This window comes from Segatella copri (assembly GCF_009495355.1).
Lineage (GTDB): Bacteria > Bacteroidota > Bacteroidia > Bacteroidales > Bacteroidaceae > Prevotella.
Window position 1 is genome coordinate 1 of record NZ_VZAD01000023.1, and the last position, 14,513, is coordinate 14,513.

The following is a 14,513-nucleotide window of genomic DNA, read 5'->3' on the forward strand; positions in this document are numbered from 1 at the left end:
ATATTTGTGAGACTACCAACTTTTTTATGAACTATTCTTATCCCGAACTGGGGTAATGATATCACCGAAATCAGATGTGCCGTCTACAAAAAGAATGTTCTCGAAGAGAGCAAGCGAGGCACGTACACGCTTGATACCTTCGGTAAAGTTGTATTCTATCACCTCCTGACTTACGTTGTGCCCGCCCATGACTTGGCGCTGCATGACGCGTGAAAGGGAGTCCTCTTTGGAAGAAAGTCCAAAATAGATGAGGCTGATTTTGTATCCTGCATCTTTGAATTTTTGGATAAGATGAGTTGCTAAATTTGAAGAAAAGTTGGTTTCGAATGCATAGTTCAACTTGTTTTCTATTGCATTATCCGTCTCTTTCATCAATGTAGAGATGACTGTGCCGTCAATCCATCGACTGACCCAGTCTGGATGCTCTTTCTTAAGAGTCATGGCAAGCCTGTCTCCATCAAAGGCTTGTACATTCGAGTAGAATATGCCTAATCGGCTTTTGCTGGCTCCGTTAGGACCTGCAATAATCGTAAACTCTGGTCGTCTTTCCATGGTGCTTTTGTTTTATGGGTAAAATGACGGAACTATGCTTGCAGCAAGTAGGACATTTTTCCTTTACCTGGTGCAGCAACTTGTCGGATGATGGTGTATTGGCGTGTATTGAAATCTAAGGAAGCTTCATCGTCGCTTCCGTCGGGATTGGCAAGAAAGGTCTTGCCACCCTCGAAATATGGCACGGAGATGCCTTTCGACCACGCCTCTAAGTAGATGCGTTCCACCTCATCGTGCACGGCATTGTTGATCTCCCTGATGGTCTTTCCGTTCGATAGACGCCAGCCTTCTATTTCTTCATATTTGCACATAAGCCTTATTTTTTTTTTGATAAACCATTGCAAAAATACAAGGAATCCCTCAAACCGCCAAATGTTTTCCTTTTTTTTTCAGTATGCCAAAGCGAAAAGCCCGCGGCTCCCTGCTGTGAGGGGCTCGCGGGCTTTGGGCGAAGAGAGGATGAGAGGGGCGTTCAGAGATGCCAGTCAGGCGTGGCGGAAGGCCTAAGCCAGGGTGCAGCTGGTGATGCCGAGCGTGGTGGCAATAGCAGTCAAGATGCTGATGGCGATCTGAATGAGGGTTTTCCAAGTGTCCTTTTTCATAGTGATAGATGTTTAAGGGTTCTGTGTTTCGGTGAATGATTCTCGATAGGGGAGTTTTCGGGCAACTCCCCTTGGCGTTGCTCAGGAGTCAGGATGCCTATTCTCCGTCGCCGCCTCCGGTGCTTTCAGAGCCTCCTGGATTGCCAGTGCCTCCTGGATTGCCAGTGCCTCCGGGGGTGGTGCCGCCAGTGGTGCCGGAGCCGCCTGCGCCTCCGTTGTCGCCAGTGCCGGGCGAGTCGGTCTGAGTGCCGTCAGTGCCGAAGGCGTCGTACTCCTTGAGCTTGCACTTCTTGCTGAGCTCCGAGTTGCTCCAGGTGCGGGTGTTGCGCACGATGAGGTGCACCTTCTTGATGCTCTGAGCGCTCACGTCCTTGGCAGTCTCTTCGGCCTTCGAAGCCATGCCGATGGAGAAGAGTCCCAGGTCGCCGAGCCGTACGCTCTTGCCGTCGAGGATGAGCTCCTGCAGGCAGTCGAGTGCATCGGTGAGTACACCGTTGATACAGCCTCGTGAGTAGGGCGAGCCGTGGTCGGAGATGTGGTTGACGAAGTCTTCGAACGACAACTCTCGGTCGGTTACCACCGTGGCGTACCACTTTTCCTTACCAGCGTTTTCACCTAAGGGTGGAATGCGCTTTACCTTGCGATACTTCAATGTTCCTTTTGTGTTGTTTGCCATAGTTGTAATGTGTTTTAATGGTTAATGTTTTTCGATGTTTCTATATCTGTTTGCAAAGATACCACCTTTTCTTAGAATGACCAAATTTCGGTATGCGTAAACTGGCGATTTTCAGCAAAAATGCGTTCAGTAAGTTTACCCTACGGAAATCCATAGCTTTCGGCGCGCGCAAATTTAGTTTTCTTCTCCCGAAGTCATAGTTTCTCACGACCTCGCTTTAATGTGACACCCTTGCTGACACTGACACTGACAGTCCGATTTTCCGCACCCCTCTTTCTTTTCTCCTGTGAAGGAGTAGAAAAGTAAAGAAATGTTAATAATATATTTTTATATTTATATATATATAAATATAAACTTTCTCTTTCACCCTTTTTCCCTCAATAGTAGGGTTGCGGAATTTTGGACTGTCAGTGTCAGTGTCAGCGGATTTGCTCCACGACCCGAAAAAAATCCTCCAAAAGAAGTGGTTTCTCAGATTTTATTTGTAACTTTGCCATGTCTATCGTTGGATTTTTTGTTTCTTTTTGCAACACGAAGATACGTTGAATTTTTCGACATGGCAAGACCCTGGGCCGCTTTTGTTGCTCAGGATATCAAAAGTATAATAAACTATAGTGCTGCGGAATAAAATAACTAAAATGAATATGAGAACATTTACTTTCAAAGGTCTGTTTTTAACAGTGCTATTTGTGTTGCTTGGGAGCACGGCAATTCTGGCTGCAGATGATGGCTTGATTACCAGACAAATAAAGCTGGATGAGGCTGGTACTTTACCTGATAAGATTAGTGCAAACGAGAAGAATCTGATTACCAATCTGAAGATTGTTGGTAAAATTAATGGCACGGATTTGAAATTTATCCGTGAGATGGCTGGTTGTGATGTTAATGGGAAAGAAACCGACGGAAAGCTATCTATATTAGACTTGTCTGATGCTAAAATTGTAGAAGGTGGAGATGCTTATTATTCGGACCGCGATGATGGCTTCATTTGTACCTCTAATGATAAGTTGGGCAAATATGCTTTTTCAGGTTGCAGTGGATTGACAAACTTGACCCTCCCTTCCAGTGTTACTAAGATAGGCTGTTATGCTTTGTCAAGTTGCATTGGATTGACAAGCTTGACCCTCCCTTCCAGTGTTACTGAGATAGGCGAGGGTGCTTTTCTGAATTGCAGAGGGTTGACTAACTTTACCATCCCTTCCGGTGTTACTAAGATAGGTGGAGCAGCTTTTATCTGCTGCTATGGATTGATTAGCTTGACCCTCCCTTCCAGTGTTACTGCGATAGGTTCTGGAGCTTTTAAGTATTGCAGTGGATTGACCTCCATTTATGTATATATGGAAAAATTACCAGAGACGGGGTCAAATCTATTTCTTGGATGTGACGAAAAGAATTGTACGGTTTATGTACCAAAAGGAACTGGTAATGCTTATTTTAGGTCAGCAGAATTTGGCTATTTCTATAATATAGTAGAGTTCGATGCGACGGGCATTGATAAGGTTGCAACCTCTGCCAATGTCAAGGAAGTCTCTCGCTATTCAGCAAATGGCCAGCGATTATCAGCTCCAGCCAAGGGCTTGAACATCGTGAAGTATAGTGATGGAAGTGTGAAGAAAGTTGTTGTTCAATAGTTTCGGCTAACGAACGCAATATAATGATAGATCAAGTAATTTGGGCACGAGCAATCGTGCCCTTTTTGGTTTATGATAGGTCTTATATCTTAACTTTTTGTCTTTTATTTCCTCCGATTATAGAAAGACCATGTGGAGCATATTTTTATTGCCGTTTGTTTTTTTCTCCCTTTTCTTTCCGAAAACCCAAATAATTGTGTAACTTTGTAGGCAGTAAGCGTGGGCTGATGCCCAGAGTGGGAAAAGTAGAACTAAAAAACAATTATCAAACCTGAATAACCTTATGGCAAGATTTGCGCATTTTTTTATCAAGTACAAGCATGAGTTCGCCCCGCATCACTGGGAAGATCGCCAGCGACACTTGGGCAGCCTCTTCGAAGAGGACTCGAGTATCGACTTCCGGCTGGGCGAGGGCGAGACGCAGAAAGTGTTCAACCACCGAGTGTATCACCTGTTGTCGGCACCCGAAATCATCGTGATGCAGTTCGCCAACAGCATCGACATCCCCATCGAGAAGCATTACGAGCCCAGCGTGGCGAGAGACGAGCCTTCGTGCTTCGTAGTCATCGATAACCGAAGTGGCCTTCGCACCGTCGCCATACACCGCCGCAAGAAGGCATTCGGCAATCCGCAGCAAGTGGCGCGCATCCTCTCCCGAACCATCAACGCCAGGCTCTTCGCCGATTATTGCTACACGATCGACATCCTGCCCAGCTACTACGCAGAAGACCTCTTCAAGACGTGGACACGGCTGCAACAGCACTCGCAAAACCTCATCTTCGGTACGCCCGAGGGACTGACGGAGAGCGAGATCTTGCAGCGAGTGGACCGGTTGAGGGGCGAGGGAAAGGAGTATTTCGACGACTCGCTTATGTCGCTCGTGCTGCCACTGGCGTTGGCTGCCAAGAGGGACAATTACAAGTCGCTCTACACGGTGATGCCCGAGGAGTCGAAGACCGCACTTTATGTTGACAAGACATCTGTCTTCATGAAGAACCTGCTCACGCTGAGCCGCGCCACCGATACCCCTGTGGAGCTGATTACCAGTGACGGTGCCCACTACTCTTGTCTCATCGACTCCGAAGAGTCTCTCTCCGACAAGATTGTAACCCAGGAATTCGATGCCGTCCTGCTGGAGTGCCTCTTTCATGGCACCGACAAGGAGGGTGCACCGCTGGAGCAGGTGAAACGCATAGAGCTGGAAGCCAAGGTGATAACGATGATGAACAGCATCAAGCACGAGTCTGAGGACGAGGAGTCTCGCTCTCTTCTGGGAGATTCGTTGGTAAATCGAGTAAACTAACTGAACTTTCGCATATCAGGAAGTTAAAGGAGTTAAGGAGTTAAGGAGTTAAGACGTATGTCTTGCTGCTTAAAAAAACTACGCCAAAAAGACTGTTGTCTTAACTCCTCAGCGACCGTAGGGAGCGATAACTCCTTTAACTCCTTTAACTTCTGAACTTGCGAAACTTGAGTAAACTAAAAAATAAATGATAGAACGACTTACACCTCATCAGGCTCGTTCCTTGCGCCGCCGGATGCTTTCCGATACGGTCTATGTAACCTTCCACGATGCCTTGAAGGCGTGGTACAAGGAAGGTAAGACCCACCTCACGCCTCAGGAGATTTGCCTCTCGGCAAAAAACCTTTGTGATGTGATACTCGGGCTTCCCGATGCGCAAGAGGGCATCGATGACGAACTGGAAGACTTGGAGGAGGAGGCTTCCTGTATCACTGAGGCCTATAGCGACGGCGGCGCTGCTGCCGATGCAATGCTTATCGAGATGGTGGCAGCCTCGATGTTAGTCGCCTTGTCAGCGAAGCAGGGCCAGGCACCAGGAAAGATACTTGAGAAGTCAAACTCGCAGTCTGTCATCCTCTGCATCATGAAAAGGTGGTGCCACCATGAACTGTTCGATGCCCTGCTCGACGAGGGATGCAAGAAAGAAGAGGCCCGGTTTGCGGAAGGAAAGCGGGCCGACTTGTTGCATTATGAGCTGATGGAGTGGAAGCGGGAAGAAGGTGAGAACCCTGATGCAATGCGACAGTTCATCAATCAGCTGCTCACCCCGGCATACGGCAGGAGCGTGGAGACCATCAAGGAGATGCTGCTCTCGCTGAACAGATACAACATCGAGCACCGTCACTTGTTCGACGTTCCGTTGCTCGAACTCTACAAGCGGCTCGACGGCGAGGCTCAGGGCGTAAGTGCAGGAGGCGACAACTGTGGCATCATGACCGGGGGTGACTTGAACGCAGGATTCCATTTTACCGACCCTCAGGCGGAGATGCTGGCAAAGGCTATCGCCGCCAAAGAAACCCAACCTCTTTTACAAAAACGATAATTATGGCAATCAATATCAATGGCAACAACTATGGCATAGCTGTCGATGGCAACCTCACCATCGAGCATGTGAACTTCGGATTTGGAGGCGGCGTCCAGTCGGCCTCGGGCATCCACCGGGAGGAGCTTGCCGACTCCCTGCGCAACTGCATCTTCGACACCAGGCTCTTCGACTCTGACGATAAGCTGAATGCCTTGCTCGGTGAGATTGCCAGGAGCATCGACCTTGGCGAGTACAACGCCATCTACGGCCCTAACGAGCATGGCAGAATCAACCCTTCTGCCAAGAACGAATGGTATTATATCTTTGAGGCCTTGCTGGAAGCTGGCGTGTGCCGACAATCTGTGGGCGACAAAGAGTTTGTGGAGCAGATGATGGAATGGTTTCCTATGGTGTTTTCCTATGATACTCCCGAGGAAATGAAGTCGATGACCGACAAATTGCGCAAGTCTGTCTCTCATGAACGCACCTTGTGGAAATACGGCGAATCCAAGGAGGTAACCAGGTTGAAGGACATGTGGGCAAGGCGCAATCAGCTCGGTATCGCCTACGAGAAGGTGAGCCGATTCTACGAGATAGCCTACAGGGGACTGTACGTGCGGCTCGTGGAGATGAAAGAGGAGTTGAATTGCATAAAATAGCTTAATTTACCCAGTTCGGGATAAGAAATAGTTCATAAAAAAGTTGGTAGTCTCACAAATATTTTGTATCTTTGTGTGTGAAAATCAATTAGTTACAAAAATATTTGATATGACTACCGATTGTAAAGTTACGATAGTGGTGCTACATCTCATAAAAAAAGATATATTTAGCACCACTATCGCCATATTTGGGCATGCGGCTACCCAAAATCAAATCTGAAGTCTATCATGTATGCATCATTGCTTGTGTATATGTTCAGCATGTGCAGTCTTGCAGTCTTACCCCATTTGAATTTCCTATATAATAATGTGTATTTCTTGTTTTGGTCTTAACTTTCCGTTTTTTCTCTTGTTTTAAATATTTCTAAATGTTAAGGGTCTAAAAATGTGTTAACAATTTAGGGGGGGGGAGGGAAAAAATGTAGTATATTTGAGACAGAAAGAAACAACTAAATCTAAGACGTTATTTATTAGCTATAATTATGCCCTTAAATGAAAGAGGCAAGAGAATATACAACACTAAACTGATTCAATAAGTAAAATATAAATTGTAACTCTTATGAAACTACTGATTAATCTTGCAATATTATTCCTATGCTGTATAGGTGTGTCTGGGCAGACTTATCGCAAGGAGATATGTGTTGGTTTCCGTGTAAACTCAAGCGAGATCGATCTTGACTACGGTGACAACGCTTCCAATCTCGCCGAGATTGTAGGTTTGCTGACCGACGTTCAGCGCAATCCCAATATGGAAATTACGGGTGTGTCGTTCTGCGGCTCAGCTTCGCCAGAAGGCAAGTCTCTGCAGAACAAGCAGCTTGTGGTAGACAGATGCGCAAGCCTTGAGCATTATATCAGGCAAAGGGTAGACTTGCCAGACAGCGTAGTGTTCAAGAGCGACAAGACAGACGTGTGGCAGAAGCTCGCCATATATGTCGAACGAACGGACATGCCACACAAAGACGATGTGCTCTATCAGATAAGGCAGACTCCAGAATACACCTACAACGCCAAAGGTACTCTTGTTGACAGTCGCAAGAAACGACTGATGGACATGAATTTCGGACGCACATGGAATTATATGCTGCGAGAGTTCTTCCCCTTGATACGCAATGCGAGCGTACTGATGGTATACATTAAGCAAAATGAAACTAAACAGACAGAAATACCCCAAGAGGTAAAAACACCCGTTCAATCTGTTGACACAATACCCCAAGAAACATCACCCGAGGAAACTCAGCCTATGCCAGCCGCGAAGAGTAGCCGCTATTTCGCCATAAAGACGAATATGCTCTACGACGCGCTTGCCATTCCAAATGTCGGGGTCGAGGTGTCGCTTGGCCGACGATGGTCTTTAGCAGCCGACTGGATGTACGCATGGTGGAGCAACAACAGCAAGCATCGCTACTGGAGAGTGTATGGCGGAGGACTGTCGGCAAGAAAGTGGTTTGGACACGCTTCGGAGCAGAAACCCTTGCAAGGCCACCACATCGGAATAAACGCCCAAATCCTGACCTACGACTTTGAGTTTGGAGGCAAGGGACAAATGGCTGGCGAACCTGGAGGCTCGATTTGGAGCCGACTGAACTATGCCTTTGGTGCCGAATATGGCTACTCAATGCCAATAGCCGAGCGGCTGAACATCGACTTCAGCCTTGTGGCTGGATATATGGGTGGACGCTACTACAAATACATTCCTATCGACGGACACTATGTGTGGCAATCTACTCACAACCGACACTGGTGGGGACCTACAAAGATTGAGGTGACGCTGGTGTGGCTCTTAGGCAATAACAATTATAATGTGAAGAAAGGAGGCAACAAATGATTAACGTGATGAATAAAGGCAGAGTGGCTGCCTGGGCTGCGTCGCTCGCCGTTGCTACCATGACTTCGTTGTCTTCATGCGACCATAAGGAGCTGTGCTTCGACCACAACGCCCATGCGCCAAGATATCAGTTGCACGTGAGTGCCAACTATCAGCAGGAATGGGAGGTAGGAAAGGATGGGTCGACCCACTGGATTGACTTCCCCACATGGCTCGAAAGCTACGGTATGCAATACGACGACCTGCGACCGCTGATTCCTGCCGGATTACGAATGCACGACTTCCCAAAGGAGGGACAGAGCGACATGATAAACATGGCGGCTATGGGCGAAACCGTTGGTCTGCGTCCTGGAGAGCATCAGCTGTTGTTCTACAACAACGACACCGAATATATCGTTTTCGACGAAATGTATTCGTATGCCTCTGCTAAGGCTACTACACGTACCCGTACTCGATCAACCTATTTGGGCAATCCATTCAACAGCCAAACCGGAGCGAAGGAGAACACCGTGAACATGCCCGATATGCTCTACGGCAACTACAACAAGAGCTACACCTCGGAGAGAACCTCAGAGCCTACGCTTATGGAGGTGACAATGCACCCACTGGTGTTCAAGTATCTTGTGCGCTATGAGTTCAGCAAGGGATTGGAGTATGTCAAGCTGACGCGTGGAGCCTTGTCGGGCATGGCAGCCTCGGTTTATCTGAATAGTGGCTACACATCGAAGGAGGCGGCAACGCTGCTCTACGAATGCACTATGGAGCCGTGGGGAGTACAGGCTATAATAACCTCGTTCGGCGTGCCCGATTATCCCAACGGGTTCTACTCCCCAACACGTGCCCCGCACAGCAATGCCCTGAATCTTGAGGTGCGACTGAAAAACGGCATCATAAAGAACTTCAACTTCGACGTCACCGAACAAATCAACAACCAACCGCAAGGTGGAGTGATAGTGGTGAGTGGCATAGAGATTTCGGACGAGGACGGAAAGCAAGGCAGCTCTGGATTTGATGTCGGAGTAGAGGGATGGGGCGAGTTTGAAGATGTCATTATTCCTCTAAAATAATAGAGGCAAAAATAACTTTTACTTTAAAAATAATCATTAACAGTTTAAAACCTATCATTATGAAAAAACTATTTTTAATTGGTATGGCTGCAGTTAGTATGATGTGGGCTTCTTGCAGTAGCGACGAGTATGTAGAGATGGCAAACAACAAGAATGCTATCGAGTTTAAAACTTTTGTGAACAATAGTACACGTGCTACAGACTTAACAACAGCTTCCCTCATGAAATTCAAATTGTGGGGTAGAATGGAGAAGGAAGATGGAACCAATAAGGGTGGTAAGCCGTTTGATGGAACTGACTTCAACAGAACTGGTTCAACTTGGAATTATACTGGAAATGTTTACTGGGAGAAGGACTATAAATATAGTTTCCAGGCTCTTGCTCCGCACGATGCTTATACGTTCAATGCTCCCGACAATTACGGCGAATGGGGTTCACTTTCCTTTGATAATAAAACTGGTGAAACCGACCTTATTTATGCTGGCAAAATAGCTGATATATATAGAGGTGGAACATGCCCAGCAGCAGTAAATCTTAATTTTAATCACCTTCTTTCACGTGTTCGTTTCCAGTTTAAGAATGGTATGGACGACGGTTCTGTAGTTACTGTTTCAAACGTTAAGATAACAAATGCTTACTCTAAGGGAACAGCAACTCTTGGTGAGAATTTGGCGGATGTTGTTTGGACTCCAACTGACCCTACAGAACTTGTGTTTGGAGATATGACAGGAAAGGTAGATGATTTTACTGGCATATCTGACCATAAGTACATGATTCCTGCAACAGCTACAGATTATAATATCACATTTGTGGTAACACGTGTTCACCATGGTGTAACAGATACATATAATCATAGTGCAAAGGTTTCTGGTTTGGTATTGGAGAAGAACAAGAGCTATCAGCTGGCAGCTACTCTCGATGCAACCAACATCGATCCTGAGAATCCTGATCTTTGTAAGATAGAATTTAGTGTTACAGTAAATAATTTTGAAGACTTTGTAGACAATACAGTGACAGTACCTGGCAACTAATTCTTTTCTGAGGGGGAATAATCTTCCCCCTCACATTTAATTCACAACCCCTTAAACCCAAATCAAAATGAAAGGAAAAAAACTCTTACACAAGACAGCTGGCATGGCTGCTGCGCTCCTGTCGTTGTCACTCTTTTCATGCAGCAGCGATGGAACATTAGACTCTTTTGGCAAAAGCCAGACTGACTGTATCCGCTTTGGTATTTCCGATGACGACAATGCCACACGTGCCAATGGCAATGGCGAGGACGTTACTTCTACCAGCTATGTGCTTAGGTCGGATGAGACGACCGACACTTTGTGTGTGCGTGCTATAGTGAGCGACGGAATAGAAGCCAACAATAAGCAACATGCCACACGTGCCAGTATGCTTACGGACATGTACGACAAATTCAAGGTGGTGGCACAAGTAAAGAACGCCGACGGCACCTTCGGCACACAATATTATATGGATGATGTTGCCACAAAGAAAGGCTCCTTGTGGCAGTCGGCTAACATCTACTACTGGCCCGGCAACCGACAGCTGAACTTCCTTGCATGGGCTCCTGCGGATGATGGCGTTTTCACGGAGACGCCTGTTTATCCTGCACCTGACGTGAAGAAAACAACGATAAAATATACAGTACCCGACGATGCTCTAAAGCAGCCCGACATTATGGCTGCATACACAGGCTTCATGTCCAATCCAGGCACGAGCTCGACGTGTGCTCCAGTAAACCTGCAATTCAAACATCTGTGTACAGCCGTGAGGATATTGACGGGAGCAGAGATGCCCAATGGCTCTATTCAGAGTGTGAAAATTACTAATGTGCACAAGTCGGGAACCTACGACATGGCTACTTCGAAATGGACGCTCGACGTGGAAACCACCGACTACTCTATAGCTCCAAACTATCCTACCACCACAACCACGCCCAACGGCACAATACTATACAACGGTGAGGCGGCTTTCATGCTGCTGCCACAGAGATTGGACAAGGACAGCAAGCTCGAAGTGGTGTATAAAGATAAGAATTCGGGTAAAGAACGAACCATTAGCGCGTCGCTCAATGGAGCTGAATGGCCTATGGGCAAAACCGTGACCTATAGGCTCTCGATTTCGCCTTACTACGAATTGGAATTTACCGAGGCCCCCAAACTGCAAGATGCCCACTATGTGATTTGTCCTATCAAGATAAGGTCGAAGTATCTGGAGAAGGGATGGACGCTGACATCAAAATCGCCAAAGGTGACGCTTTGCAAAGAGCTTACCGACTTGACCTCGCTTGGATACTGGGTGGAGGAAGACCGAGGCACGTCAAGCATTTCGGGCACAGGCGATGGCGAAGTGACGGTGTATGCCTTCCTTGAGGAGAACATAGATAGGGCAAACCGAAAGGTGGATCTTGAGCTTAAGCCAAACGACTATCCCAAACAGGCTCCTGTGGTATATACTATCGAACAGTTGTTCCCAAGCTGGAATACCGAAGGATTGGGTTGCGAGCGTTTCGAGGACAAGGTGTCGCCGTGGGGATTCTTGTGGGATAATTCGATGAAAATCACCTATGATATGAGTAAAGCTGGTGGCACCGGTTTTTGGGGTCCGTTTAGAAGATGGATTATGAAAATCCAGATTAAGTATTATGGTGATAAGTATCAGGACTATATCACTTATACACAATATTGGGGACAGCTGAGAACTGTTACTATCGACTTCAGTAAGGTGCCTAATCTTGATGTGTCGGACGATCCTGACGATGGAAACAAGAATACTTGGGAATTGTATAATTTCAATGGTGTTAGTGATGTGACCGGACTCATTAAGCAGCTGGAAGATTGGGGTGGAGTAGCAGATAAGCCTTTACCGGTTGACCCAGCAGAATATGCTGCCCGAATGTGTATATTGAAGAATAAGTTCAATAAGGAATTGCTGGACACCGACGCGCAAGGCAATAAGGCATATCGCCCGGTACTTAAGCGAGAAAACCTCGTGTGGTATTTGCCTGCCAAGAATGAGTATTCGAAGATAAAGGATTATGACTATCCGCTCTCTGGCGAGTATTGGACTTCCACGGCGTCGGATGTTGCCAACGACAACGAAAACGCTTATCAATATACCGAAGGCGTCGTAGGTGCGAAGTTGAGAATAAGAACCGCCAATCTGAAGCACCGTGCTGTGCGCAAGATGCCAGGAACAAAATAAAGGTTAGAGAAATAGAGTTCATTCCGCCTAAAAGTTAGGCATATATAAAGTTATGGAGTCTGCCGTATTTAGTAACTTCGGCGGTCTGCCATAACTTTTTTTATGCTCATTTGCTGATATGTTCAGCATGTGCAGTCTTGCAGTCTTAACACATTTTGCAGGGACAGAAACATACTGTGTATTCGGTCTTCCATCCGCGCAAGGCAAAGATATCGTCATACAACGATACACACCTGTTTGCGCGGATATAAAAATGCCGACTGTGCTTCTCTACCAATAGTTTCTCACTGATATTTTTAGTTACTTTGTATTGATACTTCTTTGTCAAATAAACCTAACTCGTTAGACACTTTGTTGGACGAATGAGACGAAAAGATATGCAATGATTAGACTGATTAGACCAGCTGATCATTGCATATTTTTTTCTTTTGGCATCCTTTTTTTTCGCTTTACCTTTGCTCATGGATTTCAGAACCATCGCCGAGTTCTGAGGTTCGTGGACATTCCTGTGTATGCCATGTTGTAAGTGGGACATAAGAATGATATTGCCATCCACTCGCTCTTTGACAAGGTTGAAACAACAAGAATGATGGTCTTTTGCCATGAAAATCACATTTTGTATTCAAAACATAGTATTAACCATTTTAATAGTTATAGCATATGAAAAAAACTAATGTAAAGGTTGTCGGTAGCAAGGCTGCTGCCAATCATGAGAGCGCCATCCGGGTGATGGTATTTGAGTGCTCTGAGTTCGGATGCATCCGCATCTTGACCGACGAGAAAGGTGAGCCTCAGTTTTGCGGAAATGACGTGTGCAAAGCTCTTGGATATGACCAGGCCCGCAAAGCTATCTTGCGCCATGTGAAGCCTACTGACGGTACGAAACGTACCGCGAGTGTGACTATACGAAGAAACGGATCTGTGTATGAACAAAAACGCAGTTTGCATTTCGTCAACGAGAGCGGATTCTATGCGCTGGTGCTTGGTTCGAAGCTCCCCACAGCGCAGCGGTTCAAGCATTGGGTCACCTCGGTGGTGCTGCCGCAAATTCGCAAGACGGGCGGGTTCATTCCGCTCCACGAAGGCGAGAGCGATGAGGCGGTCGTCCGCAAGACTGAGGAGATTCTTCGCAAGACGCTTCGGGAGAAGGATTCCTTCATAGCCCAGCAGGACAAGCTCATCAGCGAGCAGAAAGTGCTCCTGGAACAAAAGAACAGACGAATAGCCGATCAGGATGTGGAAATCGACCGGCTGCTGCCCAAGGCTCTCTACGCCGACAGCGTGCTCGAAAGCATCTCGTGCTACACCACCACGCAGATAGCCAAGGAACTGGGGATGACGGCACAGGAACTGAACCGCTGGCTTTGCGCTGAACGGATTCAGTACTACCAGAGCGGACAGTATATGCTCTATGCCGACTATGCCCACCGCGGACTGGCGAAGAGCCGAACCCACTATGACCTCTTTGTGGGAAGAGACACCGTGCTAACCCGCATGTACCTCGTGTGGACGGAGAAGGGACGGGAGTTTATTCATCTGAGGGCTAAAGGAGAAATTCTCAAGGAGTTAAGGAGTTAAAGGAGTTAAGGAGTTAAAGGAGTTAAGGAGTTAAAGGAGTTAAGGAGTTAAGACAACAGTCTTTGTGGGTGTTTCATTAAGCAGCACGCCCTGAAAGGGCAGAAGCTCTTAGCCCAGGGCAACGCCCTGGGTATAAAGGCAGTCAGCAGCACGCCCTGAAGGCACATATGCAGCACGCCCTGAAGGCACATATGCAGCACGCCCTGAAAGGGCAGAAGCTCCTAGCCCAGGGCAACGCCCTGGGTATAAAGGCAATCAGCAAGGCGCCCTGTAAGGGCAAAAGCTTTACAAATTGCCCCTGGAGTTTTAAAGCTTTTGCCCTTACAGGTAGGGTGTTCAAAATCTATCAATTTTTCGACACGTTTTTTGCGTCGAAATAC

The 14,513-nt window shown here is 46.9% G+C and carries 13 protein-coding genes; 9 read left to right on the forward strand and 4 right to left on the reverse strand.

The annotated features are described in order from the left end of the window. Window positions 1-24 precede the first annotated feature (24 nt). The 4 genes from F7D20_RS02535 to F7D20_RS02550 form a co-directional block, all read right to left on the reverse strand. A complete protein-coding gene (locus F7D20_RS02535) occupies window positions 25-552 on the reverse strand; it encodes a zeta toxin family protein (protein WP_158462719.1) in 528 nt (175 codons plus the stop codon). A 32-nt stretch (window positions 553-584) separates the two neighbouring features. Continuing rightward, complete coding sequence (locus F7D20_RS02540) at window positions 585-863, reverse strand: xenobiotic reductase B (RefSeq protein ID WP_158462720.1); 279 nt, start codon at window positions 861-863, stop codon at window positions 585-587. Between the two features lie 192 nt (window positions 864-1,055). After that, on the reverse strand, window positions 1,056-1,154 hold the full coding sequence (locus F7D20_RS02545; RefSeq protein WP_022253136.1) for a smalltalk protein: 99 nt from the start codon (window positions 1,152-1,154) through the stop codon (window positions 1,056-1,058). 97 nt (window positions 1,155-1,251) lie between these two features. Further along, window positions 1,252-1,830, reverse strand: coding sequence for an HU family DNA-binding protein (locus tag F7D20_RS02550; protein ID WP_158462721.1), 579 nt, complete (start codon window positions 1,828-1,830; stop codon window positions 1,252-1,254). 644 nt (window positions 1,831-2,474) lie between these two features. On the opposite strand from F7D20_RS02550, the gene F7D20_RS02555 reads away from it, so the two are divergent. The 9 genes from F7D20_RS02555 to F7D20_RS02600 all read left to right on the forward strand — a co-directional run bounded on the left by F7D20_RS02555 (window position 2,475) and on the right by F7D20_RS02600 (window position 14,133). Beyond that, on the forward strand, window positions 2,475-3,461 hold the full coding sequence (locus F7D20_RS02555) for a leucine-rich repeat domain-containing protein (protein WP_194253476.1): 987 nt from the start codon (window positions 2,475-2,477) through the stop codon (window positions 3,459-3,461). A gap of 283 nt (window positions 3,462-3,744) precedes the next feature. Next, window positions 3,745-4,764 (forward strand): hypothetical protein, encoded by a 1,020-nt coding sequence (locus tag F7D20_RS02560; protein ID WP_158462723.1) that lies wholly within the window; start codon window positions 3,745-3,747, stop codon window positions 4,762-4,764. A 187-nt stretch (window positions 4,765-4,951) separates the two neighbouring features. Then, complete coding sequence (locus tag F7D20_RS02565) at window positions 4,952-5,806, forward strand: hypothetical protein (protein WP_158462724.1); 855 nt, start codon at window positions 4,952-4,954, stop codon at window positions 5,804-5,806. Window positions 5,807-5,808: 2 nt separating this feature from the next. Beyond that, entirely contained in the window at window positions 5,809-6,447 is a 639-nt protein-coding gene (locus tag F7D20_RS02570) for a hypothetical protein (protein WP_158462725.1), read from the forward strand. A gap of 559 nt (window positions 6,448-7,006) precedes the next feature. After that, a complete protein-coding gene (locus F7D20_RS02575) occupies window positions 7,007-8,275 on the forward strand; it encodes a DUF3575 domain-containing protein (RefSeq protein ID WP_158462726.1) in 1,269 nt (422 codons plus the stop codon). Beyond that, complete coding sequence (locus F7D20_RS02580) at window positions 8,272-9,342, forward strand: DUF5119 domain-containing protein (protein WP_228114079.1); 1,071 nt, start codon at window positions 8,272-8,274, stop codon at window positions 9,340-9,342. The genes F7D20_RS02575 and F7D20_RS02580 overlap by 4 nt, the downstream gene beginning before the upstream one ends. Before the next feature lie 59 nt (window positions 9,343-9,401). After that, on the forward strand, window positions 9,402-10,373 hold the full coding sequence (locus F7D20_RS02585) for a fimbrillin family protein (RefSeq protein ID WP_158462727.1): 972 nt from the start codon (window positions 9,402-9,404) through the stop codon (window positions 10,371-10,373). Between the two features lie 67 nt (window positions 10,374-10,440). Next, a complete protein-coding gene (locus F7D20_RS02590; protein ID WP_158462728.1) occupies window positions 10,441-12,555 on the forward strand; it encodes a fimbrillin family protein in 2,115 nt (704 codons plus the stop codon). A gap of 660 nt (window positions 12,556-13,215) precedes the next feature. Continuing rightward, the gene (locus F7D20_RS02600; RefSeq protein WP_228114080.1) at window positions 13,216-14,133 is read left to right on the forward strand and encodes a phage antirepressor; all 918 of its coding nucleotides are present in this window, start codon (window positions 13,216-13,218) and stop codon (window positions 14,131-14,133) included. The last annotated feature ends 380 nt before the right edge of the window (window positions 14,134-14,513 follow it).